This window comes from Hyphomicrobium sp. MC1 (assembly GCF_000253295.1).
In the GTDB taxonomy this organism is placed as follows: domain Bacteria; phylum Pseudomonadota; class Alphaproteobacteria; order Rhizobiales; family Hyphomicrobiaceae; genus Hyphomicrobium_B.
In genome coordinates this window covers 2467847-2492912 of record NC_015717.1, presented here as the reverse complement: position 1 = coordinate 2492912, position 25066 = coordinate 2467847, and the positions used below count along the sequence as shown (strand labels likewise).

Sequence of the window (25066 nt, the reverse complement as noted above, 5' to 3'; positions counted from 1 at the left end):
CACCCATCTAGACCCAGGGTTCTCATTTCGGTCTAAGCTCTCTCAAAAATGCAGCTTTCGAGTGCCTTGTAAACGCTCGTGGCTGGCGTGATTAGGGCAGCAAGATCGAGTTTGAATGCATCAGTTCCGTAATTGATGTCCACGCCACACAGCACCTTTATGGCGTTCGCATGCATCTTAACGTCGTCGTCTGCGATGTTCGGAATCAGCGCGTCGTATGCAGTCTCATCGAACGACCTGCCATGTTTGGTGCAATAGGCGATCAACAACTCCTTATCGAATAGGTAGTTCTCGATTTCCCATCTGAGAAGAATGCGAAGCGACGCGTCGCCCTTTGAAAGAGCGTCTTGGCGTTCTGCCTCGGAAATAGATTTTCCGGAACCGATGTCGCGGTCCTTTAGGACCCAGATTTCAAGCTTGGGCAATGCCTTTGAAAGGACACGCAGCGCAATGGACCGACGCTGATCTAATTCAGTGTTGCCGCCGCTGGATACGAACAGAGTCTGATCCTGCAACTCGCCAAAAACTAAATTGTATACTCTCGCATCCAGTCCAAGCTCTCTTCCGCCTGAGCCAGGTACATCGCGGCCTTCGCAATAGATGAGGCGCTGAGGGCTTAGTAGCTCTGTGAGATCGTCAAGAGCGGTGGAAAAAATGGTCTGCCACACTGCGGGAGAGGGTTTCAGGGGAACAAGGTCTATGCGCTCTGCGGCGTATCGCTTGTTGGGAGGGAAATAGATTATCTGGCTCTTATCGCGCAGATCTTCCTGCAATGCGCGAAGGAAGCCAATGCTGTGAGTGGCGAGCCAGATCTGACAATTGGGTCCGATGAGGGAGTCAATTTCTTTTAAGAGCTTGCGCTGGATCGCGGTGTTGATGTGCAACTCAGGCTCGTCGATAAGAAATATCGTGTCGTCGTAGTCTGGCTTGCGAAGGTAAAGATCAACAATGATATCGACTGCTTCCTTCTCTCCAGCAGAGAGATAGTTGAATTCAATAGGTGAAGGGTGGTCCGCTTTTTTAAAATATAACGTCCCCTGATTGTTTTCGACGATGCCTAGGTGATCAATTTCAAGGTCGAGACACCGGTTGAGCGAGTTATTGATTTCGCCAATGATGTGAGCGGCTGCGTCCTGGAACGTCGAATTGCTCTCTCTAAGGTACTTGTTAAATGCTCCGAGAAGGCGTCGGTAATTATCCTCCATCTTCTGATCAAGGTCAGCTGTTACCGATGCGCCATACTCGTTCGCCCCGATCGCCGGCACAGCCCTGGTTTCGCTAATCTTGACCTGAGAATTATAGCGATAGCAGCTTCTGAATGAAAACAGCGTGTTGTGCTTTTCTGGGCTTAAAGCGTGTTTTTGTCCAACGACATCATTGAACGTGCCTTTGTCAAAATCCACCACGATTGAAGAGGCGGCTGCGTAAGCTCCACCAGTCATCGAGTGATACTCTGTGGGCCTTCCTTGCCTCCCAATCATCCGCTGTTGGTTGGTGTACCTGTAAAGCAATGCATCGAGCACGCTGCTCTTGCCACAGCCATTTGGGCCAACGAGCGCGATTATGCGCTTTGGCGACTGCCCTAGGTCGATAGTTAGATGATGGAAACGCTTGTATCCATCTTTGATTTCAACACGTTTGATTAGCAAAACCGGCCCCCTTTTTATCGGCACTTGATTCAAACGATGGTATCGCCGAAGCCTGTTGGTGTTGCTCCCGTACTTTTTGGAAACTTGGGGTAAAGCCCCCGTCACCGCTTAAGGTGTGTCAGGCTCGCCATAGGAATCAAATCGACTATGCCTTGCTAATCAATCTTGAAGGCAACATCGTCGACTCTTGGGAAATGCGATATGTTAGATCGTCAACTCGGATTTGCACTACTCGCCCTTTTCATTGTGGCGCCCATTTGGGCCACACGTGGCAAGGCAGAAGATAAAGTTCCGGCTGAATATTGCAATTGTTTCGCCGGAGCACCATTGCCGCCAATGATGACGCATGTGCGAACTCCCCAAGAGCTAATCGCAGATGGTCAAACCAATCTCGCTAATCTCGGGAAATGGCAGAAACAATGCCAGAATCGTATGACGCGCCAGTGCGCCGATGATCGGCAAAATATCGCTTTCGACTTCGATCATTACAATTTCCCGATCTCGGGTCCGATTAGCTGTAAGATCATTCAAGTTGATCCTCCTCGCGGCGTTACTTGCGTAACGAATGAAGGCAATCGAATCCACGTGGGAAGCGGCATTGAAGAGCCGCTATATGTCGATGACGTGATCACGGTTGAATCACCAGTCATGCGAATGACAGCCGGTAATACCAATGATAAAGGTCAATGGCTCATTGATTTGGATGTCGGGGGTGAATTTGGGAAGGCCGTAACGGTCAAGGTGCAGAAATGAGCAATAATCCAAATCGCTTAAGACATGGGCGCCGCTCGTGTGAACTCTACGCATGGGCCTCCCTAGTACTTGGATTGAAGCTCAAAAAGAAGTCGATCGCCGATAGTGCCAATCACCTGACAGTTCGCATTAACCCGCGGTGCTTTCCCGGCTAAGAGCACCCCTCGGCCGTCATTGATGATTGGACCTTCGACGTGATAGCCAAATTGGCCGCAGCCCTTTCTGAATATAAAGGCCTGGCCAACGTAACGATCCCCGATTGCCTCGCCCTCGAACAGCAAACTGTTTGGAGATGCGCCTGCCTCCAGCATACCTTCCCGCGGCTTTAGGTAATAAAATTCGCGTCTTTTCCCTTCTGCTTCGAGATAGACGACTGAGCCGTTGTGGTTCCAATAGGTGGTGGGCAACGCCTTGGGTAAATCTGTGGCCGTGCCATACTCCTTGATATTGGGAGATCCGAACTCTGGCAGTTCTTTAATATCGCTTGTGAGTATCCAACCTGAGACGCCGTTGGCGCATCGCAGTCCCAGCCACTCGTCGTAGCCCTCTTGGGCACCGATATTTTTGGAATTTGAGATAAGGTCTTGATCGCCCAAGTAATTGATGTTGCCAAATCGGAATAGGAATTCACCTTCTGCTCCATAGAACAAGTAGGACCATCTATCACCTTCTGTGAAGTGGATGCTGACGGTACTCTTGTCCGCCTCCAATTGCGCTTGAGCTGTGAAGGCCTTCTCTATCTCGTATGTCGCGATTTTCGTGAAGGACACGAACTTCAGCTTGTCAGACTGAACACGGGATTTGTTCCACTCGTGATAAGTTGCGCCTTTCTCAAGTAAACAGGCGATATTTTTGGGGGATTCTCGATCGAGTTCCGATCGAATACTCAACGTCACGTTTGACTTTACGGTGAAGCCGAAGGGGTGTTCACCGCTCCAGGAGGACTCCTGGTGCCACGATGCGTCGTATGGTTCTGCGAAGGTTGCGGAAGTCAAAACAGCAAGCCAAGGGATCGTGGCGAGGCATTTAATTGGCCGCGAACAATCCAAAAACCTACTCAAAAACATGTTCCACCAATTGTTCACCCAGTGACCGACTAGCAAAGTGGTTGCCTCGAAATGCCCGCACCTAACGAAGTTGCTTCTGCGCTAGTGCGTCCCTGACTTAGCGAGGCTGCCCATGGGCTGAGTTGGCTAGTTTATCCTTGCAGGACCCTTCGGAATCTATTGGCGCCTCCACGCTGTTACCGAGTTGATGCAACTGTGTGCCATTCCACTCGTAAAAGTCGATGTAGCATTTTTCGCCGTTGGCCCATTGGCTAAGCAGCAACCGACTATCTTTCCTAAACGCATAATCATGATCGGGCCACGCTCCCGGCAGCACGTCGAACCATTTGACCCGTCCAGTGGCGCTCTCAACTATCGCGATTTGAATTCCGCCGGTCACGGTAATGTCGACTAGATTGTAGCTTCCAGCGAAGTTCGATCTCGGTTGTTCTGCGAGCCCTTCTCGTAAGCGTGTGCGGTATTCGCGATAATCTCGATCTCTGCCGTCAAAATCGGGCATCTTTGGTTTGCCCTTGTAGGTCGAGCTTGCGGGAAATTGCTCAAACCCCGATGCAGACGTTTCGCCGTGCGCAGTCGTCGTCATTATGGCAAGGAGGACGAGTGCTGAGGCAGATAAATGATTGATCCCACGCATAAGGATGGTCCTGTCGCAGTTTGCGATTCAGAATATGAAGGGCACATTTAATTCACGTCTGCTGAGTCGCATTGAGCATTTAGGATTGGCTGCGTTGCGCCTTTAGGTATCACCTCGATACTACCAATCCCTTGTGTGGCGCCGCAGAATACGGCGCTGTAATTCCCATCCTCAGCAGTCCAGCCATATTTGGCGCAAACGTCTATGTCTGCGATGCTTGTGATACGAAAAGTTTCAATTGCACCGCGTTCGATAGGGAATTGATCAGTGTCGCTCGGTTGATTCTTTGCCATCAACTCAATACTTCCCTGGCGCAGAGCCGTATTGCCCGCTTGATCAGTATATGACTCTTCTACAATTTTGAGGGCATAGCGTCTGGGGTCGGCCCCCTCGCTAGTGCAGGTCCAGTGAGATACGTACGGGGCAGTGTTCGATGCGTCGTTCGACGCGGAGGTGTCGACGGGGTCGACCAATTCTTTCAACCGCTTCGTATACAGGTCGGAGATGCACGAGGCATCGCATCCACAGTTTTTTCGTTGTTGAATCCAGAGCCTTTGTTCATCGCGTAGGCCGACTGCTGCTCTGGTTGATGAATTCCGCATTCGGAAGTCATAGTTGCGCGCAAGCAGATCATCCTGCTGGGAGAGGACTGATGTTTCGCAGATAACCGCTTCGGGGCAAGCCCTGACTTTCATGTAAGGGCGACAATCAAAGCTCGCTCCCATAGCGGCGCCCCCGACAAGGTGCAGGGCTACGACTGAAACACCGAACGTCAAGAATTTCGCGATCATTCCTTAAGTCCCTATTCAGGACAAAAATCTCTTGTCGAGGGCGAAGTGTTTCTGCGTTTGGCTCAACGTCCTTATCTCTATGCTGATTATCTCAGGAAGCAGAGTGTGCCCACTGGCTAAGGGGCGATTCAATCTAATTTGGTAAACGGCGTTGTGTGATCGCAGCGGGGTAACGTGGCGGAGGCATAGAGGACTTAGGCGAAGACGATCGTTATTCTTCGAAGGGCGCACCCCTCGATGAGCGCTAGACAAGGGCACTACTTTTGTGTCCCCAGCCATTGCTCACTGGCGACTTTTGAGCGATTTCATAATGTCCCGCGCCTTCTTCTTCATCTTTGGATCGCTGCCTGCGACTTCTAACAGCTCTCTCTCAACCTCGTGGAGCGAGTAGTAACATTTCCTCGCCAAAAGCACGCCCAGATCAAAGAACAGTTGGTGTCTGCCGCTGGTCATGGATCTCAGCTTGTTCTTGGCTGACTCGATATGCTTTCGGGCCTCAGGGCTGTCATCCTTGCCCCTTTTCGGATGTGGGGTCTGGGTGCAAGGGAGAGGCTCAGTTCGCGGAAGCGTAACCTCGTACGCTTCTGGATCGATCGCATACCTATCAAACTCTCGCGTCTGCGTTCCATACGCGCGAATGAACGCTTGGTCTTTGTGCTGTCTATTCGTGCAGGGTAGGTAGTAGGACTGCGTGACCTTGCGGCTATTTTCGTCGAGTTTTGATTCTGCCTTTGGGTAGCCCGCTTGCTCAAGGCGTAGGGCGACGGCGTCGAAAATGGCCTCAAAGACCTTGGCATCGGTTACAGGCTTCTTGAATGGCATGATGACGCGGAAGCGATTGGGCTCCGATGCCGTGCGTGAGAACGTATTGCAGATTATAAACGAGCGTTTCCCACTCGATCCCGCGCTGTGCCAGAAGATGTTTTCAAAGATTTCTGGTGACAGTGCCCCGCCATCGAAGTCGAGAACGAGGCACGAGGAAAAGGCGAAGTTGTCGTTTGCCCTAAAGCCGCCTTTGGGGTTCTCTTTGAAGATAGATGGAATGAGTAAGGGAAGCTCGTCTTTGCGGGAAATAGGCGTTCTTGAAGCCACTCTAAGGAATCTGACGAAATCCTGGGCAGGTAAAAGGTTTGCTGCGTGCTCGCTGGCGCCAGTAGCCGTAACGGTATCGTGTAGAGTGAACGAAATTCCAGAATTCAATCTGTTCGTTGCCGCTAATGATCCATTCGCAGCAAAATAACTACCTTTCTTCATATCCTTTAAGAGAAAAGGTAGCGAAATCGCCGAATCAAGCTTCTCATCGTCGTCGCCGCTCGAAATGTTCGTATTGCGTCCTATCACCAGCAACGACTTAAATAGCTTCTGGAAATCATGGCGCCGATCTTTGTCTTTTTGGGTATAGGGCAGGACCCCATTGAGGACGATGTTTCCAAGCCTGGAAATATTCGCGCAGCCCAAAATATTTCCAAGCTCTTGGGCCGTCCATTTGTCGGGAACAATAATTTCGACGGCTGCTTTTGAGGATGGATCACGCAGTGCTGTTCTCATAACTGCCTGATGAACAGCTTCGACAAGGGTTGCCTTTTGAATGGTATCCCCGGAAAATCCTACCTCACGCAGCAATGATAAGTGCTTTGCATCGCGGTTCAAAGCGGACAAGAACACGATGCGCGTGTAGTTCTGGTAGCAGTTGAGACCTTGCGGGCTTCCGCTCAATCGTTCGGCATTAGTGGCCTTGGTCAGGCTTCCTTTGTCGTCTTTGTTGGCGACCAGCAGGAATTTCTCCCTCCCAAGATGGTTCAGTATTGTATCGTCGATTGCTGGCTTGACCCGCTTTGCATCTGAGGTGAACTTGTCTCGAAGCGATTTACTGTACCGCTTGCCATCAAGCAGGTATCTGATGTGCGCGCGTTGGCCAACGACCTTAGGGTATTGCTGATAGCGCAGCATGGCCGTTAGTTCCTCATTTGGCACGACGATTTTCTTATTGCGCATGAGAAGGTCGTACAGCATTGACTCCTCGAAGTTCGCTGAGAGGAAACAGCAGCCGTCGAAGATGTCAGGATTTATGACCGCCAGCAGCGGTAGCGAGAACTCCGGATCAAAATTGGCCCGTGTTGGCTTCAACACCCGGTCGAAGGAAACGGCATCGGTGTAGACAGTGTAGTTAGGGCTTTCGATCTTGCGCAGCATATCGGCGATACCCTTGACGCCGGTATCTTCGAGTAGCTTTTTGATGCTCTTGCCTTGCTTCTTGTCGACACGGACGAGTGCTTCTGTGAAGGGGCTAGCCTCAAGGCAGCCTGCTAAGGTGTTTCTGGTCTCGGGTAAACGCGCGTTCTGAAAGTGATCGATTTGCGGAACCTCGTCGATGAAGATGCGCCACCGTTCAGGATGGCGTAGCCCTGCTGGCAGTCTCAAAAAGGTTGCATGCGTGATGAGCGTGATGTGAGTGGCCTGATAAAGGTCCGAACTTCTCAGATGCTTTGTGACACGTTCGAAAACGTCCTTTGTGCAAGTCGATGAGGCGATCGTGGTTTGATCCGTGATGCCTAGCCCGGTCAAAAGAGTTGAGAATTCTCCGAGTAGGTCAACCGTTGGCGCTACGTACATAAACCGCTGCGGTTCAACGAAGGGTGCTCGTGAGAAGGCATCTTTAATGAGATTGGCCAAGGCATGGGTCTTGCCCCCGCTACAGGGCGCAGAGACATACGTGATCAGGTGGGGGTTATAGGTGGCATCAAAGCCGAGCGAGTCGGTGCCGTGTAAATTTGAAAAGTCGGGTGATACTTGTTCGAGCAAAAAATCCAACACTAAATATTGTTCTCCGATGAAATATGAGATGCGACGCGGAGTTGACGCTCGCGCCACACGCGGTTCCGAAGTGCTTAATTGTGCCGATCAGAGGAGTAGCCAAGAACTATAATTACTTGGCCGCGCTCCAATTTTGGTGACGCAGATATTTGGGATGCCAAGTGGAATTAAAAGATCTCGTGTCATTCCTAGATGTCTGTCGTCGCCAGTTTCACGACTAAATATTTAGTACATAAGAAAAATCACGGCGTTGAAGTCGCGGATTTTCGTTTTATTAGAAGTAGGCAAGAATGGAAAATTTCAAATATAGGTTCCATCTTAGGCTTGATGAGCCGACAGGGCGGGCGCTGCATCAGATCTCTCGCAGCACTATTGCGCCCAAATCGACGTTGATGCGGCGATACGTCCAAGAAGGGGTTGCACGAGATATCAAGCTGCTCGCTGACAAGATTGGGGGCATTGTGCGCTCGTCCGAGTTGGTGGGGGCGTTTGAGCCCCCACAGCCTAAATCGTCGCGCTAGGGCGGCGCTGGTAGCCTTGCATAATTTTCAGGGAGCAACGAGACGGTCGATATGAGTGGCCCAGCGTTCCAAGGCATCTCGCTTTTCATCGAGATAATCGTATCTGTCATAGATTACGCTGACTGAGCTGCGAACGGACCCCTGATGGTTGAGGACGAGGTCGGCGATGTGAGGCGGAACCTTCAGCGCTGCGAGACCCGTATTCACTGTTCGGCGAACGTCGTGGATCGTCCATCCCTCAGTGCCGCTTTGCTTATCTAGACGCCTCTTCCACTTGCTGAAGCCAGAAACGGCCCTATTTGACCGACCTCGCGCTGGAAACACGAGTTGGGCGTTGAGGCGGGGGATCTCTCGAAGCACCTCAACAGCGTGGCCGGTCAACGGTACAAGGTGAATCCGCTTTGATTTGTTTGAGAGGGAGGGCTGGGTCCAAAGGCCCGTTTCCAGATCAATATCTGCCCAGCATAGCCGAGACACCTCACTTCTTCTTTGGCCTGTCAGCAACAGCAGTTTGATCAACGACCCAAAAGGGTAGCCAATCGTGTGGGCGGCATTCCAGATACGCACAACCTCGTCGTTGGTTAAGACCCTCTCACGTGAGTAGGTCTGGGCTGGCTGCTTCAAGCCTGAGCAAGGACTGACGCCAAGTTCCCCGCGCTCTACGCACCAGTTGAACAACCTGCGCAAAGCAGCGAAGCCGTGGTTGGCAGCGCTTGGGCCGTTTTGGACAACCAACTCGTCCAGAGCCTCAGCCACGTGATGCCTCGATATGTCATGCAGATGCATGCTCTTCCATCGAGTGCAGAACTCACGTTCCAGTATCCGCTTGGTCTCGTTCCAGGCCTTTGTGTTGGGCTTGGCATACTTCTCGATAAAGGCGGTGGCGATCGCCGGGAAAAGGCTAGACCGGTAGCGCTCGCGTTCGAGCAGCTTCCTTGCCTGGGGGTCTTTGCCTGCGCCGACGAGCTTGAGGGCTTCACTCGCCCAATGGCGCGCACTCTTTAGAGAAACGATCGGATAACGACCAATCGTGTAGCGCCTAGGGTGGCGACCAATGCGATACAAGAAAACGAACGCCTTGGTGCCGCCAGGCGACACGCGTATTGCCAAACCCCGTGTAGCTGGGTCGAACACCTCGTACTGCGACGGACGAGGCTTGAGGTGCTTAATGTCAAGGTCAGTCAGTGCGCGAGATGTCATGGGGCCTGCCCCGCCTTCGAAGGGGTGTCAACTCGCGTTCTGCTAGGTAGCGTATAGGTAGCGCCAACCTTTCGCTGTACCCAGCGAGTCCTCCACGCGCGATAGAAAAATAGTAGACAAATCAGATAGATAAGGTGGACGCACCAGTGAGAACGTAGCGCAGCCTGGTTAGCGCACCAGTCTGGGGGACTGGGGGTCGGAGGTTCAAATCCTCTCGCTCCGACCATTCTTTTCAAAACATCGCGTCAGTACAGCATCTGCGCCAGGGCAGGCGTGATGCGTTCCGTAAGGGCACGGCCGTCGAAGGACACGAACCGGGCCGCGAACCCATTTGCCGCTGCGAATGCCGGCCCTTCCTCAGGTCCCAGCACAGTAAGCGCCGTTGCCAGCACGTCAGCGGTCATGCAGTCGTCCGTGACGACGGTGACCGAGATCAGGTCGTGCGCGGTCGGGAACCCGGTCCGTGGATCGACGGTGTGGGCGTAGCGGCGGCCGCCGTGCTCGAAATATCGTTGCTCGTCGCCGCTGGTCGCAACGGAAAGCCCTGCGAGCGCAAGCACGGTCTCGGGGTGGGTCCCATCAGCAACCTGTGTATGGCGCGGCCGTTCGAATTCCACCCACCAGGGCGACCCGTCCGGTTTTAGTCCTTCGCCTCTCAGTTCTCCTCCGATCTCGACGAGAAGATTGCTGACGCCAGCGACGCGCAGCACCGAGACGACCTCATCAACGGCGTAGCCCTTGGCGATGGCGCAGAGATCGAGCCGCACGCCGCCGGGCTGAAACACGCGCCGGTTTTCCTTATCGAGCGTCACGCTACGCCAACCGGACGCTACACGCGCTGCATCGAGCGCCGCCCCATCCGGCAAGCCGGGCGCAATGTGAAACGGACCAAAGCCCCACAGATCGACAATCGCGCCGACCGTCGGATCATAGGCGCCGCCCGTTCGCTCCGCCCAGGAGAGCGCGCTGGAAAGCACCTTGAAGAACCCGTCAGCCAAAGGATGCCACGTTCCGGCGGGCGCAGCATTGAAACGCGAGAGAGCCGATGCCGGATCCCACGGGCTCATCTCGGCGATCACCTGCGCCAGCACGCGTTCGATCCCGCATCGAAGGGCACCGACGTTGGCGTTGCGCGGGAGCGCCATCTTGGCGCTCCATGTCGTTCCCATCGTTTCGCCGCCGATCTGACACACCGACAGTGTGCGCAGCGCTGCGAGCGTCGCGGGTATCGGCGTTCGGCGCGGGATCAAGACCCGCCGCGCCGAAGCCGTCATTCCGGAAGCACCTCAAGCGTTGCCGCATACGTCGAACGGCGCTTGCTCGCTTCCTTGACGCTGGGCTTGTCGTCGGTGACGCTTGCTTCCATCCAGTATAGGCCGGCTTCAGGCCACTTGACCTTGAACACCCCATCCTTGTCTGTCGTCACCGAGAAATCGCCCGGCTGATTGCGATAGCGCACGCCGCCAGGCACGATCTCGATCTTCGTATCTGCCGCAGGCTTGCCGTCGAGCAGAAGCCTGAAGCTCGCTTCGTCGTTGGCCACGAGATCATTCGGGTGCGTGATCGGCTGCATTTCGAGGCCCTTGCCCACGGGCTTCAGAGCGGTCTCGTCGGTCTTGCCCGCCGTCACGAACGTTTCCATGCGACGCTGCGATTGGATCACGACAACGTCGCTCGCCGAGGCCGGGATTTCCTTCAGGTTTTCGACCTTGCCGCGCCAGCGCTTCTTCTCGCCATTATCGGTATACTGTGCCATCAGGCGGTCGTCGACGAGCGCGATGCGATAGGTGCCGGGCGCTTTCAGTGGAATGTCGAAGGTGCTGCGAAGCTTGCCGGAGTTCGCATTTTCAGGCGCGATTGTCGATCCATCCGGCGCCGTGATCTGCAGGCCGTCGAGGGGAAGAGGACGGAATTCAAAATAAAACAGATCGTTCGAGACCGCAGCGTCCACGGTGACGAACGTGTCTTTGGCAGACAAAACGGTCGCTGACGGCCGCAACCATGCCCGATGGGCGTCAGCCGCTGCCGGAATAAGAAATGCGAACGCCGCTGCGGCGTATACGAGACGTTTCATGGTTCGCGGTATCCCAGATTGCATCATGGTTTCGTGCTGATAGTGATGGTTCCGAGTTCGTGCTCGCCTTTGCCGCTGAGCGTTGCCCCTTTTTGCAGCGGCCATTGCACCGGGATCTTCACGACCTCGCGGCCGCCGACTTCGCGCGCTGCTTCGACGACGAGCTGGTATTGGCCCGGAGCAAGCCCGCTCAAGATTTTGTTCTTGTCGTCGTCGATGCTGATTGAGTGTGTGCCTGGCGCGCGCGTTGCGCTGGTCAGTCCATCGGCCGGGAGCTTCAACTCGCGGCCGGCGCGACGCCACCACTGGCGGAGGTCTTTAAGCCACTTTTCGCCTTCGTTGCGCTTGTTGGCGATGTCGTACCAAACGGCGAGGTTGGCAGCGACGTGCCGGTCCGGACCTTCAAGCCACACCGCCACATACGGCTTGTGGTACTCGGCAACATCGAGGCGAGGGACCTCGACCGAAATTTCGAGATCTGCGGCGAGCGCCGGCGTTGCAGCAAGACCGGTAAGCCCGACGGTCAAAAAGAGAGTTCGCATTCGTTTTGTTGCCTCGTGTGTCAGTGGATGAGCAAAATCGCAATCAGGATCGGGATGACCACGCCCAACCCGACGACCGGCCATGTGCTCGGTCGTCCGCGTGCGTACATTTGCAGGAGCAGGAGACCCGTCACACAGAATGCAACGCAGCACAGCGCAAAGACGTCGATGAAGATGCCCCATGCGGTGCCGACGTTGCGCCCTTTGTGTAGATCGTTGAGATAGGCGATCCAGCCGCGATTGGTCTTCTCGTAAGTGAGTTCGCCAGTTTCGCGGTCGATCGAGATCCACGCATCGCCACCCGGACGGGGCAGCGTCACATAGGCCTCGTCGTCCGACCATTCGACGTCGCGGCCGTCGACATCCACGCCGGTTGCGGCTGCGATCCCTGCTACGGTCGCAGCAGGAAATGGCGACCGTCCCTTTGTCGGAGCGCTTTCCAGCGGCTTCAGACTCGATTGATCAAGCGTAGCCTTCACCGTCGTGACTGAAGGCTTGGCTTCGATGCTCGCCGCATGATTGAGCGTAATGCCCGTCACCGCGAAAAGCAGCATCGTGACGAGGCTAACCGCACCGCTGATCCAGTGCCATTGCCGCAGCTGCCGCATCCATTCAGCACGCCGGTTGGAGCGTTCCGCGCGTCGCATCTGAGCATCTGGCACGTTGATATTCACGCTCGCGGCTCCCGCGCCGTTGGGGGCATATCGAAACCAATCCCGCGGATCTTCTCGATGGGGTGGTTGCGCAGCATGGCGAGAGCATCGCGGCGGTATTTATCAGGCGCCTGCGCCAACGACGCGCGAAACGATTTTTCGGCTTCGTCGATGCGCCCCAATGCGACGAGGTATCGTGCATGATGGAACTGGCCGCGGAAACATCCGCGCTGGGCGGCACGCGCAAACCATCGCGCTGCCGCTTGCGGCTTCGGCGCGCCGATCACGCCGTCTTCGCGAAATCGGCCGAGCATGTTCATGGCCTTGGGAACGCCGCGCCGCGCTGCGCTGACGAGCAACGATAGGGCGACGCGCGGGTCGCGATTGCCGCCGTGACCACGCGCCAGGAGCTTGCCGAGATTGTACTGCGCCCAGGCGTGTCCTTTATCGGCCGCGAGACGAAACCAGCGAATGGCTTCGTCCGGATCGGCGGCAACAGCCCAACCGCACTCATAGCAGCGGCCGACCATGTTGAGCGCGTCGGCATTACCGCTGTGAGCTGCAATCCTGAACCAGCGTAGCGCCGCTTCGGGATCGCGTTCGACGCCATGCCCCTCGTGCAGCATATAGCCCCACGCAACCTGCGCCTTCACCGCCCCGTTCACGGCTTCGGAGCGCACATATCGAGCCGCCGTCTCCGGATCGCGCGTGATGCGAAGCGCAAAGCCCTCTTCTGTTTCGCGGATGTAGAGCGGCTGATACCGAGCGCCTGGCTGGGGGATCGATAGCTCGAAATCCTCGTCTATTAAATCGTGTTGCATCACAGTTCAGCCCAGTGCCGCAACAGATTGTGGTAGTGGCTGGTCAGCCCCAACACGCCCGGCTGATCGTCAGGAAGGACGGCGCGAACGTCGCGGATCGCCGCGTCGAGATCGAACAGCAACGCGCGCCGCCCGTCGTCCTTGATCATCGATTGGGTCCAGAAGAACGATGCCCAGCGGCTGCCGCGCGTGATCTCTGTCACGCTGTGCAGGCTCGTCGACGGATAAACGATGGCATGTCCGGCCGGAAGCTTGACGGTGTGCGAGCCGTACGTGTCGACGATGACCAGCTCGCCGCCGTCGTAGTCTTCAGGCGGGCTCAGGAACAGCGTCGTCGAGACGTCGGCGCGCATGCGCATTCCGGCACCTGGAACGGCTCGGATCGCACCGTCGACGTGCGCGTGGAATTTCATGCCCGCGTCGTAGCGGTTGAACAGCGGCGGCAGCACGCGCAATGGCAGAGCTGCGGAATTGAACGTCGGATTACGACCGAGTGCACGCAGGATGATGTCGCCTGCCTCCATGGCCGCTTTAGAGCCTTCGCGGATTTGCAGATTATGCTTGGCACTGGCGGCCTGCTCGCCTGCCGTCTCTTTGCCGTCCACCCAGGCCGACTGTTCGAGAATGTTGCGGACGGTCGCTACCTCTTCCGGCTTGAGCACGTCAGGAATTTGAACAAGCATCGGTAACTCATAAAATGGTGCGCAGGAGGGCGTTGGGCGCCCTCCTGCTGGTTACGTTCACTGAGATCGCCGTGGACCTCAGAACTTCTTGCCGATCGTGAACACGGCGCTCGTGCCGGCCGATGGCGTGGCGCGGCTGCCGAACGATTGGTCGTAGTTCACGCGGTCTGTCAGGTTGTAGCCGTTGACGGCGAACCGCCACCCATCGAGCTCGTACGACAGCATCGCATCGAGACTGAACGTGTACGGGACGACGTACGCGTTGGTGTTGGAACCCGAGATGCTGAACATTTGGCTCTGGTAGATGAAACCGCTTCCGATGGTCCACTTTCCCGGACCTTGGATAAGCTCTTCCGACAGATTGTAGGTTGACCAGAGACTGACAGAGCTTGCGGGAACGCCGCCGATTTTGTTGCCGATGTTCTCTGGTGTGGTGGAGCCTGTGACCTCGCTGTCCAGGTACGTGTAGCCGACGTTCGCCGTCCACGCTTTCGTCAGCTGGCCTGCGAGGCCGACTTCGAAGCCGCGAACGCGCTGGGACTCGCCAGTCTGGATCAGGTCACCAGTATCCGGATCGGGCGTGACGACGCCGTTCTTCTCGACTTGGAAGAGCGCTGCCGTTAGGCCAAGGCGATTATTGAGAAGGCTCCATTTCGCGCCGACTTCATAAGTCTCGTTTTCTTCCACCGCGTTCTGAGGGACGGTGAGCGTGATCGGGTTCGTCGCGTTAGTGACGAACTGCCCGACCGGTGACGCTGATTTCGACCACGAGAAATAGTACGTCTGAGACTTCGTCGGCTCCCAGATAACGCTCGCTTTCGGGCTCCAATAATTGCCGGTCGAGGACGCATCGAGAGGCGGCGCAGCGTTGGGCTGCTGGAAGTTATAATCGAAAGTCGTCCAGCGAGCGCCGCCGAGAATAGAAAGTTGGTTCGTCAGCCAGACGCGATCGCTGGCAAACAAGCCAAGTTCCGTGCCGTCGCTCGACCGATCGTTCACCGGATTACGTTTGACCGGGTAGTACTGATAGAAGAATGAGCCCGGATCGCGGATCGGCGCACCGGCACTCGCGCCGGCCGTTCCCGACGGTCTCCCGAACTGCGAATATCCGGGGCGATCGTCCTCTTGATAGAACACGTCGATACCCGCGACGCTTTCGTGCTTCAGGCCGAAGGCTCTGAATTTCGCCACGCCGCTCGCGACGTTCTGGATGCCCCACGAATTCTGAATGATCGTCGGGTTGCCGCCGCCGTTGCTGACGTTCGGATCAAGACCGGCGAAGAACTGCGATGCGCACGTCGTCGTACCCACCGCGCCCGAGGAGCAGCCCGGAACGGTTGTCGCGAAATCTCGGTCGTAGAACGCCAATCGCGTGTCGTTATAGAACGTGATGGCGCTCGAAACGTCCTTGCGGAAATGCGACGTGACCATATCGACTTTCGTGTTGTCGTGGTCCGAAGCAATGCCGTAGAAATTCGAGCGATCGACCCCAAGCTCAGTTACGGGAAGGCCGCCCGTGGTCGCTCCCGGCCGCAAGACCATCGGCACGCCGAAGTCCGGTGTGCGATCACCTTCCTGATGCAGGTAGTTGAGCGTCCACGTCGTATCGGTGTTGAGACCGAAGGCGAGCGACCCCAGGAAGCCCCAGCGTTCGCTTTCGATGTGGTCGCGATCCGCAAAATCCTGGCTGTGGTACATGCCGACGGCGCGTGCCGCTGTGGTGTTGTTGATCTGTTTATTGACGTCGATGACACCACGATAAAAGTTATCGGTGCCGATGCTGAATTCGATGCTTGTGGCATCGCCGAGGTGAGCCGTCTTTTGACGAAGGTTGACGACACCGCCCGTTGTTCCCGCACCGAACGTTTCCGAAGACGAACCCTTGATGACATCGATTTCTTCGGTCGCGAAGCTATCGCGCACATAGACGCCGAAGTCGCGCAATCCGTCGACGTACAGATCGCCTTTGGCCTCGAAACCGCGGATGCGGAACTGGTCGCCGTTCATGCCGCCGCCACCTTCGCCGATGGCAACGGTGATGCCGGGAACGGCCCGCAACGCTTGCTCGACGGTAGTCGGATTCTGCTCGCGCAATTGTTTTTCAGGAATGACGTTCACGACCTGCGGCGTGTCCTGAACGCTGCCGGGGAGGCGGCCGATGCCTGTGCCTGCCTGTAGCGTATTGCCAGTGCTCGGCGTGAGTGCGTCAGTAGCCTGCTGAACCTGCTGCGCTTCTGTCGGCTGCGGAGCAGCGGGCGCTGCCGCGACAGGCGCGGCTTTTTTTTGAACGGCCTTTTTCTTTGCAACCGCTTTCTTCTTCGCCGTAACTTCAAGCGGCGGCAGGACCGCCTGTTCCTCCGCCGGAGCTTGTTGCGCTGCCGCCCCGCCGCTCGCGAGGACCATCGTTGCGAAGCCGAGCGTTAGTGCTCCCAATTTGGTGGCGTCGCCTGAACCATATGACAGCTCGTCCTCAGGCGATCTTGCCTCCCAAAAAACTTCCATTGCATTCCCCCCATTCCCCAAACGCAAAAACTGGAAGTCAGAAGAGTTTCCCCGGTCCCCATCTGGTTCCTTACGAATTTGCAAACAAGGGTACTTTACTCCTTCGGTCAAGAATTAAAATGCGCATGATTGATGAAGGTCTTAGATCGTTCCGATAACGCCACATTTTGTATGCGGTTCAGAATGCGGAACGGTGCAATTCAGCGGCCGGAAGACCTGTAACGCCGATCAGCGGACGTTGAATTTTATGGGGAGCGCAATCGTGCGAGCGGTATTCCCCGATAGCTGCGAAGCTTCCGCCATTTTTGGGGGCGCCGGCAACGGCGCGGCAGCCCGAAGCATGCTGACTGCTGCGTCATCGAGGATTGACGAGCCCGAACCTTTATAAATGCGCACGTTTGAAACGTTGCCACCGCCATCGATCGAGAAAATGACGGTCGCGACGCCTTCGACACGTTGGCTGCGGGCCTGATCGGGATAGCGCTTGAATTTGCTGATGTGCATGTAGAGCGCCTTCTGCCACGTCAACTCCGCGGCGTTCGGCTTGCGCGACATCCCTTGATTGGGTGCGGTTGCCTTCGGGCCGATTTCCTTGACGTCGATCGGTGGCGGCGCGGCAGCGAGCGAAGCAAGCATCTCCGGCTGCGCTTCCTGCACCGGTTTGTCCTCGGGCTTCTCTTTGACTTCCTCCGGCTTGACCTTCTCCAGCACGACTTCAGGATTTTCGACGAGCGGCGCTTCTTCCAGTTGAGGCAGATCTTCCTTGGGCTGCTCCTCCTTGACTTCCTCGGTAGCGGGCGTCGCGACGGAATCTTCCGAGGGCGCTCCGATCGCCAGATTTTCTGATCGCTCGGGCAACGCAACCGCCACAGCCGCGAGTTCCATCATCATCGCGCCCTCGGGGTCGGCATCGTCTTCGACCGGCGGCGAATGCAACATGGCGAGCGCTCCGCCGACATGCAGCGCCACGACGACGATCGCAGCGATCGTCCACCGGAACCGGCCGTGCCATGCTGGTTCAAGGATGTCGAGCGTCGTCAGCATGTCATTGTTGGTTGGTCGAAACTGAGTTGCCCGATGCAGGAGCGGACGTCGCGCCACCCGACATATCTTCCAGCCCCACCATCGCGATCTTGACATAACCTGCGGTGCGCAACTGGTTCATGACTTTCATCATCTCGCCGTAGGGGACCGTTTTGTCGGCGCGCAGAAAGATTCGCTGCTGACGGTCCGAGCCGGTTGCCGCATCGAGCGATGGCCCGATATCGCGGCGGCTGATCGCGTCGTTGCCGAGCGCCAGCGAGAGGTCGGCCTTGATCGTGAGGAAGATGGGCTTCTTTTGGCGCGGCTGCGGCTTGGCCTTCGCGACCGGCAGATCGACCGGAACGTCAACCGTCGACAGCGGCGCCGCCACCATGAAGATGATGAGCAGCACGAGCATCACGTCGATGAACGGCGTCACGTTGATCTCGTGGTTCTCGACGAGATCGTCGCCGCCGTCGTCCAGTCTTCCAGCCATCGCGCCGCCGCCCTGATTATTCCGCCGCCTGCTGCGCGAGTATGGGCTTCATGCCGCGATCGAGATCGCGCGAGACAAGCCGCATCACTTCGGCCGAGGCTTCGCCGATCAGCGCTTTGTACCGCGAGATCTGACGCGAGAAATGATTGTAGGTGATCACCGCCGGGATGGCCGCGATCAGGCCTGTCGCCGTTGCGAGCAACGCTTCGGCAATACCCGGAGCGACGATCGCAAGGTTCGTCGTCTGTGTCTCCGAGATGCCGATGAAGCTGTTCATGATACCCCAGACGGTGCCAAAAAGACCGATGAACGGCGCTGTCGATCCAATGGTCGCGAGCACGCCGGTGCCGCGGTTGATGTGCCGCCCTGCCGCTGCCGTCAATCCGTCGAGCCGCGACTGCACCCGTTCCTTGATGCCGTTCTTGTCCGCGATATCGGCCGAAAGACGCAGCTCTGTGATCGCAAGGTTGATGAACGACGACACGATGCAGCGTTTGGAGCGCGAACGTTTGCTGTCGCCGAGGCGTTGCGCGGCTTCGGCCAAGCTCGCCGTTGCGTTGATGCGTGAAAACGCCGAGACCAGCCGCCGCTTCGCAGCCGCCAGTTCGAGCGATTTCGCCAGCCAGACGGTCCACGTCGTGACGGACGCGAGGATCAGAAAGATCATGACGCCCTTTACGACGCTGTCTGCGGCAAGGAACATTTTCCACGGTGACAGGTCGTGCGGAAGGTCCGCTTTTTTCGGCGACGCGTCTTCCGCATTCGGTTCTCTCTCCGATAGCGCAGACGCAGCGCTGGTCGCCTCGGTCGATGGCGAAGCCGGCGACGCTGCAGCGTTATCAGCCGCAGCAGGCGTGCTTTTGGTGACCGCAGTCGCGGGAGCAGGCGTATCGGCCGGGGCGGGCACCGTCATGACCGGAGCGGGAAGAGCGGGCGCCGTAGCTCCGCCATCTTGTGCGGCTGGCGCCCCCACGTCCTGCGCCGTCGCGGGCATGATGCTAAACGACACCGTGCCGGAGACGCTAAGAATGACCGCAAGCAGTCGCCAAATACGAGGTGTTCCGAAAATACTGCGTAACGTCATTTTGTCGGGATGACCTTCTCTGGTCCCTCACTCTGCTGCGAGTGCGAAAAAGCTTAAACAAAACTATACTACTGTCGTCAAGTTTCTGCGGGCGACAAGAGGCGACACGCGACAAGGCGTCCCCACAGGCGAAGGGCATCGGCCAGAGAAGTGCGCGATCCGCAGGACGCGAATCCCGTGTCCGTCGCCATTGCACGCGCAAGCGAAAATACGGTCTGAGGCGAAAAAGGCGCCGCGGTTGGCACCCTGAGGCCGCGGTCCGGCCGCCGTTCGTGGCAGAAAGCAGGCAGACGCAGAAATTTTTGGATTTGCGGGTGGAAAAAGCGTGGACAACCTGAATCAAGGAGTTATCCGCGGCGCGCGGTTCCTGCATCATCGCATCTGTGGTTCTGTGGCGACGCTGTAACCAAAATGTCTTGTTGTCCTAAAATCGATTAGTGGCCCCTGACACGGAACGCGGCTAGGAGATACGGATATACTTTATATTTTTTTTGATATTAGGCGCATTGAAAGGCATCCTGCATGAGCCGACTGCCAATTTCATGCTTCATTATTTCTAAGGACGAGTCTGATCGCATCGTTCGCACAATTCGTTCCGTCAAATCTTGGGTCGACGAAGTCGTCGTCGTAGATAGCGAAAGCCGCGACAATACGGTGGCCCTGGCTTTGGCTGAAGGCTGCCGCGTCATTACGCAACCGTGGCTCGGGTTCGGGCCGCAAAAGCGCTTCGCCGAAGATCAATGCAGAAACGATTGGGTTCTGAACCTCGACGCTGACGAGGTGGTGACGCCCGAGCTTCGCGACGAGATCATCGGCATGTTCTCGGCAGGGCGTCCGGCTCAAATTGCGTACGCCATGGCTCTTGACCTCGTTTATCCCGGCGATCAGCGGCCGAGGCGTTGGGCGCGCGACCATTGGTACGTCCGGCTATACGATCGCCAAGTCGTCCGCTTTCGCAATTCGCATGTCCATGACACTGTCGTGATGGGCGGCCATGCCGTCGGCAGCCTTCGGCATTCGGTCTATCATTATTCCTATCGGAGCTATGATGACCTGAAGCAGAAGCTGGGGGAGCGTATGCTACTCTCGGCAAAGCACGCGCAGAATTCCTCTCAGGTGATGTTGTTCGCGCGGCTTCTGTTGGAAATGCCCATCAATTTTTTCAAGTATTACATCGTCCGCCGACATTTCACCGGCGGCTTCAAGGGTCTGAGATACGCTTGGATCCAAGGCACATACCGACAAGTCAAGATTGTCCATATGTGGCGCGCACGATGCGAAAAGAGCGCCTCGGCAGCGACCGTGCCGTGCAATGGGAACACCGGCCTCGAAGCACGCGCGGATATTCAGGGAGCAATGGTATCTCCTCGAACGGATTTTGGATTGTACCCAAAAACACCGCCAGCGGGCGAAATCTATGCCGAACGGGCCTAGTCCCGTCTGCCAAAGCGCACAGCAGCGGTCAGCGTCCCGTTCCCGCGAGCATCTGTAGCCAGTTCAGGACGTCGGCAGGCCCCTGAAACGAGGCTTCGTCCTTCGAGAAATTCTCGCCCGCGACTTTCAGGCCGAAGCCGCTCAAATCCTCTGCCGCCTGGAACGCATCGATATCCGAAATATCGTCGCCGAGCATCACTGGCGTCTTGTTCGCAAACTGCGGGAGAGACGCAATTCGGCGCAGCGCCCGTCCCTTCGAGAAGCCGACCGGCAGGATTTCAACAACCTTCCGCCCACCGCAGATCTTGAATTGGTTGGGATAGAGCGGAAGCAGCGCTTCGAGGAGATCGGTCAACGGCTGTTGCATGTCGGGAACCAGCCGGTAGTGCAGGGCGATGCCGCTGCCTTTGTCTTCGAAGACGACGCCAGGCAACTCATGCACGATCTTCTTGATCGCAGCCTGCAGTTCGGGATCGAAGCTCGGCGTCAACGTTTCGATCTCGCCGTCAGCCGCAAGTCGCATCTGTCCACCGTGAACGCCCGCGCCAATGAACTTCGAGGGACTGAGCAGGCGATCGGCTTCCATCAGCGGCCGTCCTGTGATGATCGCAACGGCGCCTGCAAGGCGCTGGGACAGTGAGCTGATGAGATCCGGCAAAATGGGCGGCACATGCACTGTTGATGGCGTCAGGGCGACATCGAGCAGTGTGCCGTCGATATCAAGAAAGATCGCAACCGGCTCCTCGGACGAAACAAGCTTCTCGACGTTCGCGCGCAGTGCCGCAGCGCGCTCGCGCGGCGAAATACCCGTATCGGTTTGCTCGACCCTCAAATGCTGCATTCCGAATGTCCTTCCTAGATCGGGAAACTGAGAAGCGCAGCTTCGCTTTCGTGCCCCAGTTCTCGCTCTAACACCGGCCGAGATAAAAGCCCCGTCTGTGTATCAATATGCTGCACGACGCTCGCGGCATTGATCGAAGCTGCGCTGAGCGCCCGTACGGCATCGTTCGTATCTGCAAGATAACATGCGAACGTGGCCGAGAACGCGTCGCCGGCCCCTGTTGTTGCCGCTGCGACGACATGCTGCGCCGCGCGGTAATGAAGATCTTGCCCTCTGGCGATGAACGCACCGTTCGCACCGTCCGTCAGCACGACGGCGCCGACGCCGAGCTCGATCAGCGCGCTCAGAAACTTGGCAAGCGTCATCTCGTATCCGCCGTTACGCAGGCCACGCTTGGCCAGCGGCGGGAGCGGATCGTCTTTACCGACGATCAGCGGAGCTCCGCCGTCTCCGAACGATTGCAGCAGTCGTGGCATCAGCGTCTGCGCTTCGGCCCGGTTCACGCACAGAATGTCGATATGTTTGAGGCTCTGCCAGAAATCGTCGAAGCGCGCCGTAAGCTGACGGATGCCGGGATTGACCGCAAGCCGCGCCCCGGCGCTTTTCGCGCGTTCCACGACCAGCGGATAGCAATCTGCCGACTCATTGCTGAGATTGGCCACGTAGACGAGCTGATGTCCGGCGAAGGCTTCGGCAGGAAAATCCTCCGGTCGCAAACGCGTGTTGGCGCCGCGGTAGGTAAAGACGGCAGCGTTGCGATCATGCGAAGAGATGATGACGGATGAGCCCGTTGGCTCGCTCTCGTCGGCGGCCAGCCACGTGATGTCCACGCCTTCCGCGCGCAGCAGGCCGCGCACGATTTCGGCTTTGTCGTCATGACCGACTTTTGCGATGATGGATGTGTTATGGCCGAGCCGCGCCGCTGCGACCGCAGAGTTCAGCGCGCCGCCGCCACCGCTCGACGCGATCTCCTCGACTTCGGTTTTCTGGCCCTCTTCGAGAAGCAGAAACGAGCTCTCGGCATTGCGCATCTTGATCTGTTCGATCTTGTCACTTGCAATCGTGACGATCGTATCAACCATTGCGCCGCCAATGGTGAGGACGTTCATCGCTGTTCCGAAGCGGCTCCCATCAGATCGCTTGGCTGTCGGAACCATTGATCCATCTCCGGACGCCACAACCGCGCGCCGCCCGAAATGCCGGTGGAGGGCGGCACCACGCTAGCCCAGGGCGGAAGATCGAACGTCAGGCGCCGCGAGTTTCCGCCACCGATGTAAAGGCGGTCAACGTTCGTCAGGCCCTGCACGGAACTCAAGACATACTTGGCACGCTCATTCCAAGCTTCGAGGCCGAGTTCAAGATAGGCCGCGTGTCCGATGTAGCGATCGTAGTTGATATCGTCGCGCGCGTGATGCTGTCCAAGCTCCAGCCCGAAGAAGGCCGAGCCGTTGACGAACAGCGCACATCCCATACCCGTGCCGAACGTCAGGACGCATTCGCGGCCTGGCCCTTTGGCGACGCCAAGGCCGTAGACGATGGCATCGTTGAGCACGCGCACCGGTGCATTGAGCCTCTGAGTGAGCGTCTGTTCGAGATCGAACTCGCTCCAATGCGGCGTCCCGAGATTGGGCGCGGTCTTGACGTGATGTCGCCCGACGACACCCGGAAACCCCACGGAAACACGCCCAAAAGCCGGAAGCGATTTTACGACGTCGACGATGAGATCGACAATCGTTTCCGGTGTCGACGGCTTTGGCGTCTGTGTCGTGATGAAGTCCGAGATCAGCGTGCCATTCTCGTTGACGGTCGCGGCTTTGATCAGCGTGCCGCCAATATCGACGCACAGAATATTTGGGCTTTTGATGATCTCATCCGATTTCGGAATGCTGATTTTATCTACCGTAACATTCATCATGTCCCCACATTTGCCGATAGCCGGCTGTCAGTGGTGTTTTTTTTAGTTGCGCGTTGCAAGCGCTCGAGCGCCTTTCCCATTTCAGGCGGCGATTTCGGCGATCGTGCGATACGACGCTGGCCCGCTTTAAGCAGCGCCGAAAAATAGCTGCTGCCCCACGCATCCGCATCGCTCTTGCAGACGGTTTTCATCAGCTTCTGGTAACGCTGCCGCCGTTCGGCGGGCGTCATCTCCAGGGCAGTCTTGATGCCCTGAGAGATATCGTTCAGGTCATAGGGATTAACGAGCACAGCGTCCGAGAGTTGCTCGGCGGCGCCCGCAAACTTGGACAGGATCAGCACGCCCGGATCGACGGGGTTCTGCGACGCGATATATTCCTTCGCGACGAGGTTCATGCCATCCATTAGCGGCGTAACGAGGCCGATGCGCGACGTTCGGTAGATATCGCGCAATTCGCTGCGCGGGATCGTGCGATGAATGTAGTTGATCGGCACCCAATCGAGTTCGCCGTAGCGGCCGTTGATCGAACCGGCGAGCGATTCAAGCTCGGCCTTGATGTCCGCATACGCTTCGACACTCTCGCGTGTGGGCGGCGCAAACTGCGAAAGCACGACGCTCCGGCGATACTCGGGAAAGTCTTCGAGAAATTTGCCGTAGGCTTTGAATTTTTGCGGCAGTCCCTTCGTGTAGTCGAGCCGGTCGATGCCGATGATGCGATGGATATCGCCAGCCTCGCTCGCCGCCAAGGCTTCCTCTTCGCCCGGCCCGAACGCAAAATCTTTCGGGTCGATACCGACAGGGAAACAGCCGATGTCGAGTTCGGTATCATCGACGCGGATACGCCCGGAAGGCAACAGCCTGCCATAGACGCTCCGCTGCAGGAAATCGATCAGGTTGCGGACATCCGACTGCGTCTGCAACCCAATAAGATCATAGGCCCCGAGCGCCCGCGCAATCTCTTTGTTCTCCGGGATCGCAAGGAGTGACTGCGCCGGACCGATCGGGATATGCAGAAAGAAACCTATTGGATTTTCGACGCTGAGCTTGCGCAGCTCTCGCGCCATCGGCACCAAGTGATAGTCGTGTATCCAGATAACGTCGTCGGGCTTAAGCAGGGGAGCCAGATGGCGCGCAAACCGCGCATTCACTTCGACATAGCGCGCGTAATATCCGGCTTCGAATTGCGCGAGGTCGAGGCGGTTATGAAAGACCGGCCAAAGAACTGAATTTGAATAACCGAGATAGTAGTCGTTGTAGTCGGCTGCCGTGAGCGGCTCTGTCACCGTCGTATGTCCACCGACAGTAATAGACTTGGGCTCGGGTTGATCGGTCTCTTCGATTTGACCGTCCCATCCGAACCAAAAGCCGCTTTGGCGTTCGAGGGTATTGTAGATCGCGACACCGACACCGCCTGCCTGTTGGGCAGCGTTGAAGTCGATGACGCGGTTAGAGACCATGACGAGTCTGGCCAAGAGACCTCCTTCCACGGGCGCGAGGAACTGATCGGATACCGGCCCCCCCACGCACCACCACGGAGTATAAACCCGCGAAATTGCGACAGGTTCCCTG

22 protein-coding genes and 1 tRNA gene are annotated in these 25066 nt (G+C 57.0%); 3 read left to right on the top strand and 20 right to left on the bottom strand.

Annotation, left to right across the window (positions count from 1 at the left end; all coding sequences use genetic code 11):
* Positions 1-32: 32 nt before the first annotated feature.
* Positions 33-1673, bottom strand: a complete 1641-nt coding sequence (locus tag HYPMC_RS12225; protein WP_244421043.1) for an AAA family ATPase — start codon at positions 1671-1673, stop codon at positions 33-35.
* Positions 1674-1850: 177 nt separating this feature from the next.
* On the opposite strand from HYPMC_RS12225, the gene HYPMC_RS24230 reads away from it, so the two are divergent.
* Positions 1851-2402 carry a hypothetical protein gene (locus tag HYPMC_RS24230; protein ID WP_013948264.1) on the top strand — a complete coding sequence of 184 codons (552 nt, stop codon included), beginning with the start codon at positions 1851-1853 and terminating at the stop codon, positions 2400-2402.
* Positions 2403-2464: 62 nt separating this feature from the next.
* Here the strand turns inward: HYPMC_RS24230 and HYPMC_RS23250 are convergent, their stop codons facing one another.
* The 5 genes from HYPMC_RS23250 to HYPMC_RS12190 form a co-directional block, all read right to left on the bottom strand.
* The gene (locus HYPMC_RS23250; RefSeq protein WP_157135436.1) at positions 2465-3298 is read right to left on the bottom strand and encodes a hypothetical protein; all 834 of its coding nucleotides are present in this window, start codon (positions 3296-3298) and stop codon (positions 2465-2467) included.
* A gap of 268 nt (positions 3299-3566) precedes the next feature.
* Positions 3567-4103 carry a hypothetical protein gene (locus tag HYPMC_RS12210; protein ID WP_013948262.1) on the bottom strand — a complete coding sequence of 179 codons (537 nt, stop codon included), beginning with the start codon at positions 4101-4103 and terminating at the stop codon, positions 3567-3569.
* A gap of 47 nt (positions 4104-4150) precedes the next feature.
* The gene (locus HYPMC_RS12205; protein ID WP_013948261.1) at positions 4151-4894 is read right to left on the bottom strand and encodes a lysozyme inhibitor LprI family protein; all 744 of its coding nucleotides are present in this window, start codon (positions 4892-4894) and stop codon (positions 4151-4153) included.
* A gap of 282 nt (positions 4895-5176) precedes the next feature.
* Positions 5177-7705: a hypothetical protein gene (locus HYPMC_RS12200; protein WP_157135435.1), complete on the bottom strand. Its 2529-nt coding sequence runs from the start codon at positions 7703-7705 to the stop codon at positions 5177-5179.
* Positions 7706-8256: 551 nt separating this feature from the next.
* Positions 8257-9429 carry a site-specific integrase gene (locus HYPMC_RS12190; protein WP_013948258.1) on the bottom strand — a complete coding sequence of 391 codons (1173 nt, stop codon included), beginning with the start codon at positions 9427-9429 and terminating at the stop codon, positions 8257-8259.
* 148 nt (positions 9430-9577) lie between these two features.
* Between HYPMC_RS12190 and HYPMC_RS12185 the strand changes: the two genes are divergently transcribed.
* Positions 9578-9655, top strand: a tRNA-Pro gene (locus HYPMC_RS12185).
* 19 nt (positions 9656-9674) lie between these two features.
* On the opposite strand, the gene HYPMC_RS12180 is transcribed toward HYPMC_RS12185, so the two are convergent.
* From HYPMC_RS12180 to exbB, 10 genes are all read right to left on the bottom strand, one after another.
* Positions 9675-10703 carry an FAD:protein FMN transferase gene (locus tag HYPMC_RS12180; RefSeq protein WP_013948257.1) on the bottom strand — a complete coding sequence of 343 codons (1029 nt, stop codon included), beginning with the start codon at positions 10701-10703 and terminating at the stop codon, positions 9675-9677.
* Positions 10700-11503, bottom strand: coding sequence for a DUF4198 domain-containing protein (locus tag HYPMC_RS12175; protein WP_013948256.1), 804 nt, complete (start codon positions 11501-11503; stop codon positions 10700-10702). Before HYPMC_RS12175 ends, HYPMC_RS12180 begins: the two co-directional genes overlap by 4 nt.
* A gap of 23 nt (positions 11504-11526) precedes the next feature.
* Entirely contained in the window at positions 11527-12045 is a 519-nt protein-coding gene (locus tag HYPMC_RS12170; protein WP_013948255.1) for a DUF2271 domain-containing protein, read from the bottom strand.
* Between the two features lie 20 nt (positions 12046-12065).
* On the bottom strand, positions 12066-12719 hold the full coding sequence (locus HYPMC_RS12165) for a PepSY-associated TM helix domain-containing protein (protein WP_013948254.1): 654 nt from the start codon (positions 12717-12719) through the stop codon (positions 12066-12068).
* Positions 12716-13519 (bottom strand): tetratricopeptide repeat protein, encoded by an 804-nt coding sequence (locus tag HYPMC_RS12160; RefSeq protein WP_013948253.1) that lies wholly within the window; start codon positions 13517-13519, stop codon positions 12716-12718. Before HYPMC_RS12160 ends, HYPMC_RS12165 begins: the two co-directional genes overlap by 4 nt.
* Positions 13519-14202, bottom strand: a complete 684-nt coding sequence (locus HYPMC_RS12155) for a Fe2+-dependent dioxygenase (RefSeq protein ID WP_013948252.1) — start codon at positions 14200-14202, stop codon at positions 13519-13521. The genes HYPMC_RS12160 and HYPMC_RS12155 overlap by 1 nt, the downstream gene beginning before the upstream one ends.
* 78 nt (positions 14203-14280) lie before the next feature.
* Positions 14281-16704 carry a TonB-dependent siderophore receptor gene (locus HYPMC_RS12150; protein ID WP_013948251.1) on the bottom strand — a complete coding sequence of 808 codons (2424 nt, stop codon included), beginning with the start codon at positions 16702-16704 and terminating at the stop codon, positions 14281-14283.
* A 228-nt stretch (positions 16705-16932) separates the two neighbouring features.
* The gene (locus HYPMC_RS12145; RefSeq protein WP_013948250.1) at positions 16933-17748 is read right to left on the bottom strand and encodes an energy transducer TonB; all 816 of its coding nucleotides are present in this window, start codon (positions 17746-17748) and stop codon (positions 16933-16935) included.
* Between the two features lies 1 nt (position 17749).
* Positions 17750-18223: a TonB system transport protein ExbD gene (exbD, locus tag HYPMC_RS12140; RefSeq protein WP_013948249.1), complete on the bottom strand. Its 474-nt coding sequence runs from the start codon at positions 18221-18223 to the stop codon at positions 17750-17752.
* Between the two features lie 16 nt (positions 18224-18239).
* Positions 18240-19307, bottom strand: coding sequence for a tonB-system energizer ExbB (exbB, locus tag HYPMC_RS12135; RefSeq protein ID WP_013948248.1), 1068 nt, complete (start codon positions 19305-19307; stop codon positions 18240-18242).
* A 522-nt stretch (positions 19308-19829) separates the two neighbouring features.
* Between exbB and HYPMC_RS12130 the strand changes: the two genes are divergently transcribed.
* A complete protein-coding gene (locus HYPMC_RS12130) occupies positions 19830-20741 on the top strand; it encodes a glycosyltransferase family 2 protein (protein ID WP_013948247.1) in 912 nt (303 codons plus the stop codon).
* Between the two features lie 28 nt (positions 20742-20769).
* Here the strand turns inward: HYPMC_RS12130 and otsB are convergent, their stop codons facing one another.
* From otsB to HYPMC_RS12110, 4 genes are read right to left on the bottom strand one after another with little or no spacing between them, the layout of a single operon-like run.
* Positions 20770-21582: a trehalose-phosphatase gene (gene otsB, locus HYPMC_RS12125; RefSeq protein ID WP_013948246.1), complete on the bottom strand. Its 813-nt coding sequence runs from the start codon at positions 21580-21582 to the stop codon at positions 20770-20772.
* A 14-nt stretch (positions 21583-21596) separates the two neighbouring features.
* On the bottom strand, positions 21597-22739 hold the full coding sequence (locus HYPMC_RS12120) for a carbohydrate kinase family protein (protein WP_013948245.1): 1143 nt from the start codon (positions 22737-22739) through the stop codon (positions 21597-21599).
* Entirely contained in the window at positions 22688-23494 is an 807-nt protein-coding gene (locus HYPMC_RS12115) for an ROK family protein (RefSeq protein ID WP_024276073.1), read from the bottom strand. The genes HYPMC_RS12120 and HYPMC_RS12115 overlap by 52 nt, the downstream gene beginning before the upstream one ends.
* Positions 23494-24969 (bottom strand): trehalose-6-phosphate synthase, encoded by a 1476-nt coding sequence (locus HYPMC_RS12110; protein WP_013948243.1) that lies wholly within the window; start codon positions 24967-24969, stop codon positions 23494-23496. Before HYPMC_RS12110 ends, HYPMC_RS12115 begins: the two co-directional genes overlap by 1 nt.
* Positions 24970-25066: the final 97 nt, after the last annotated feature.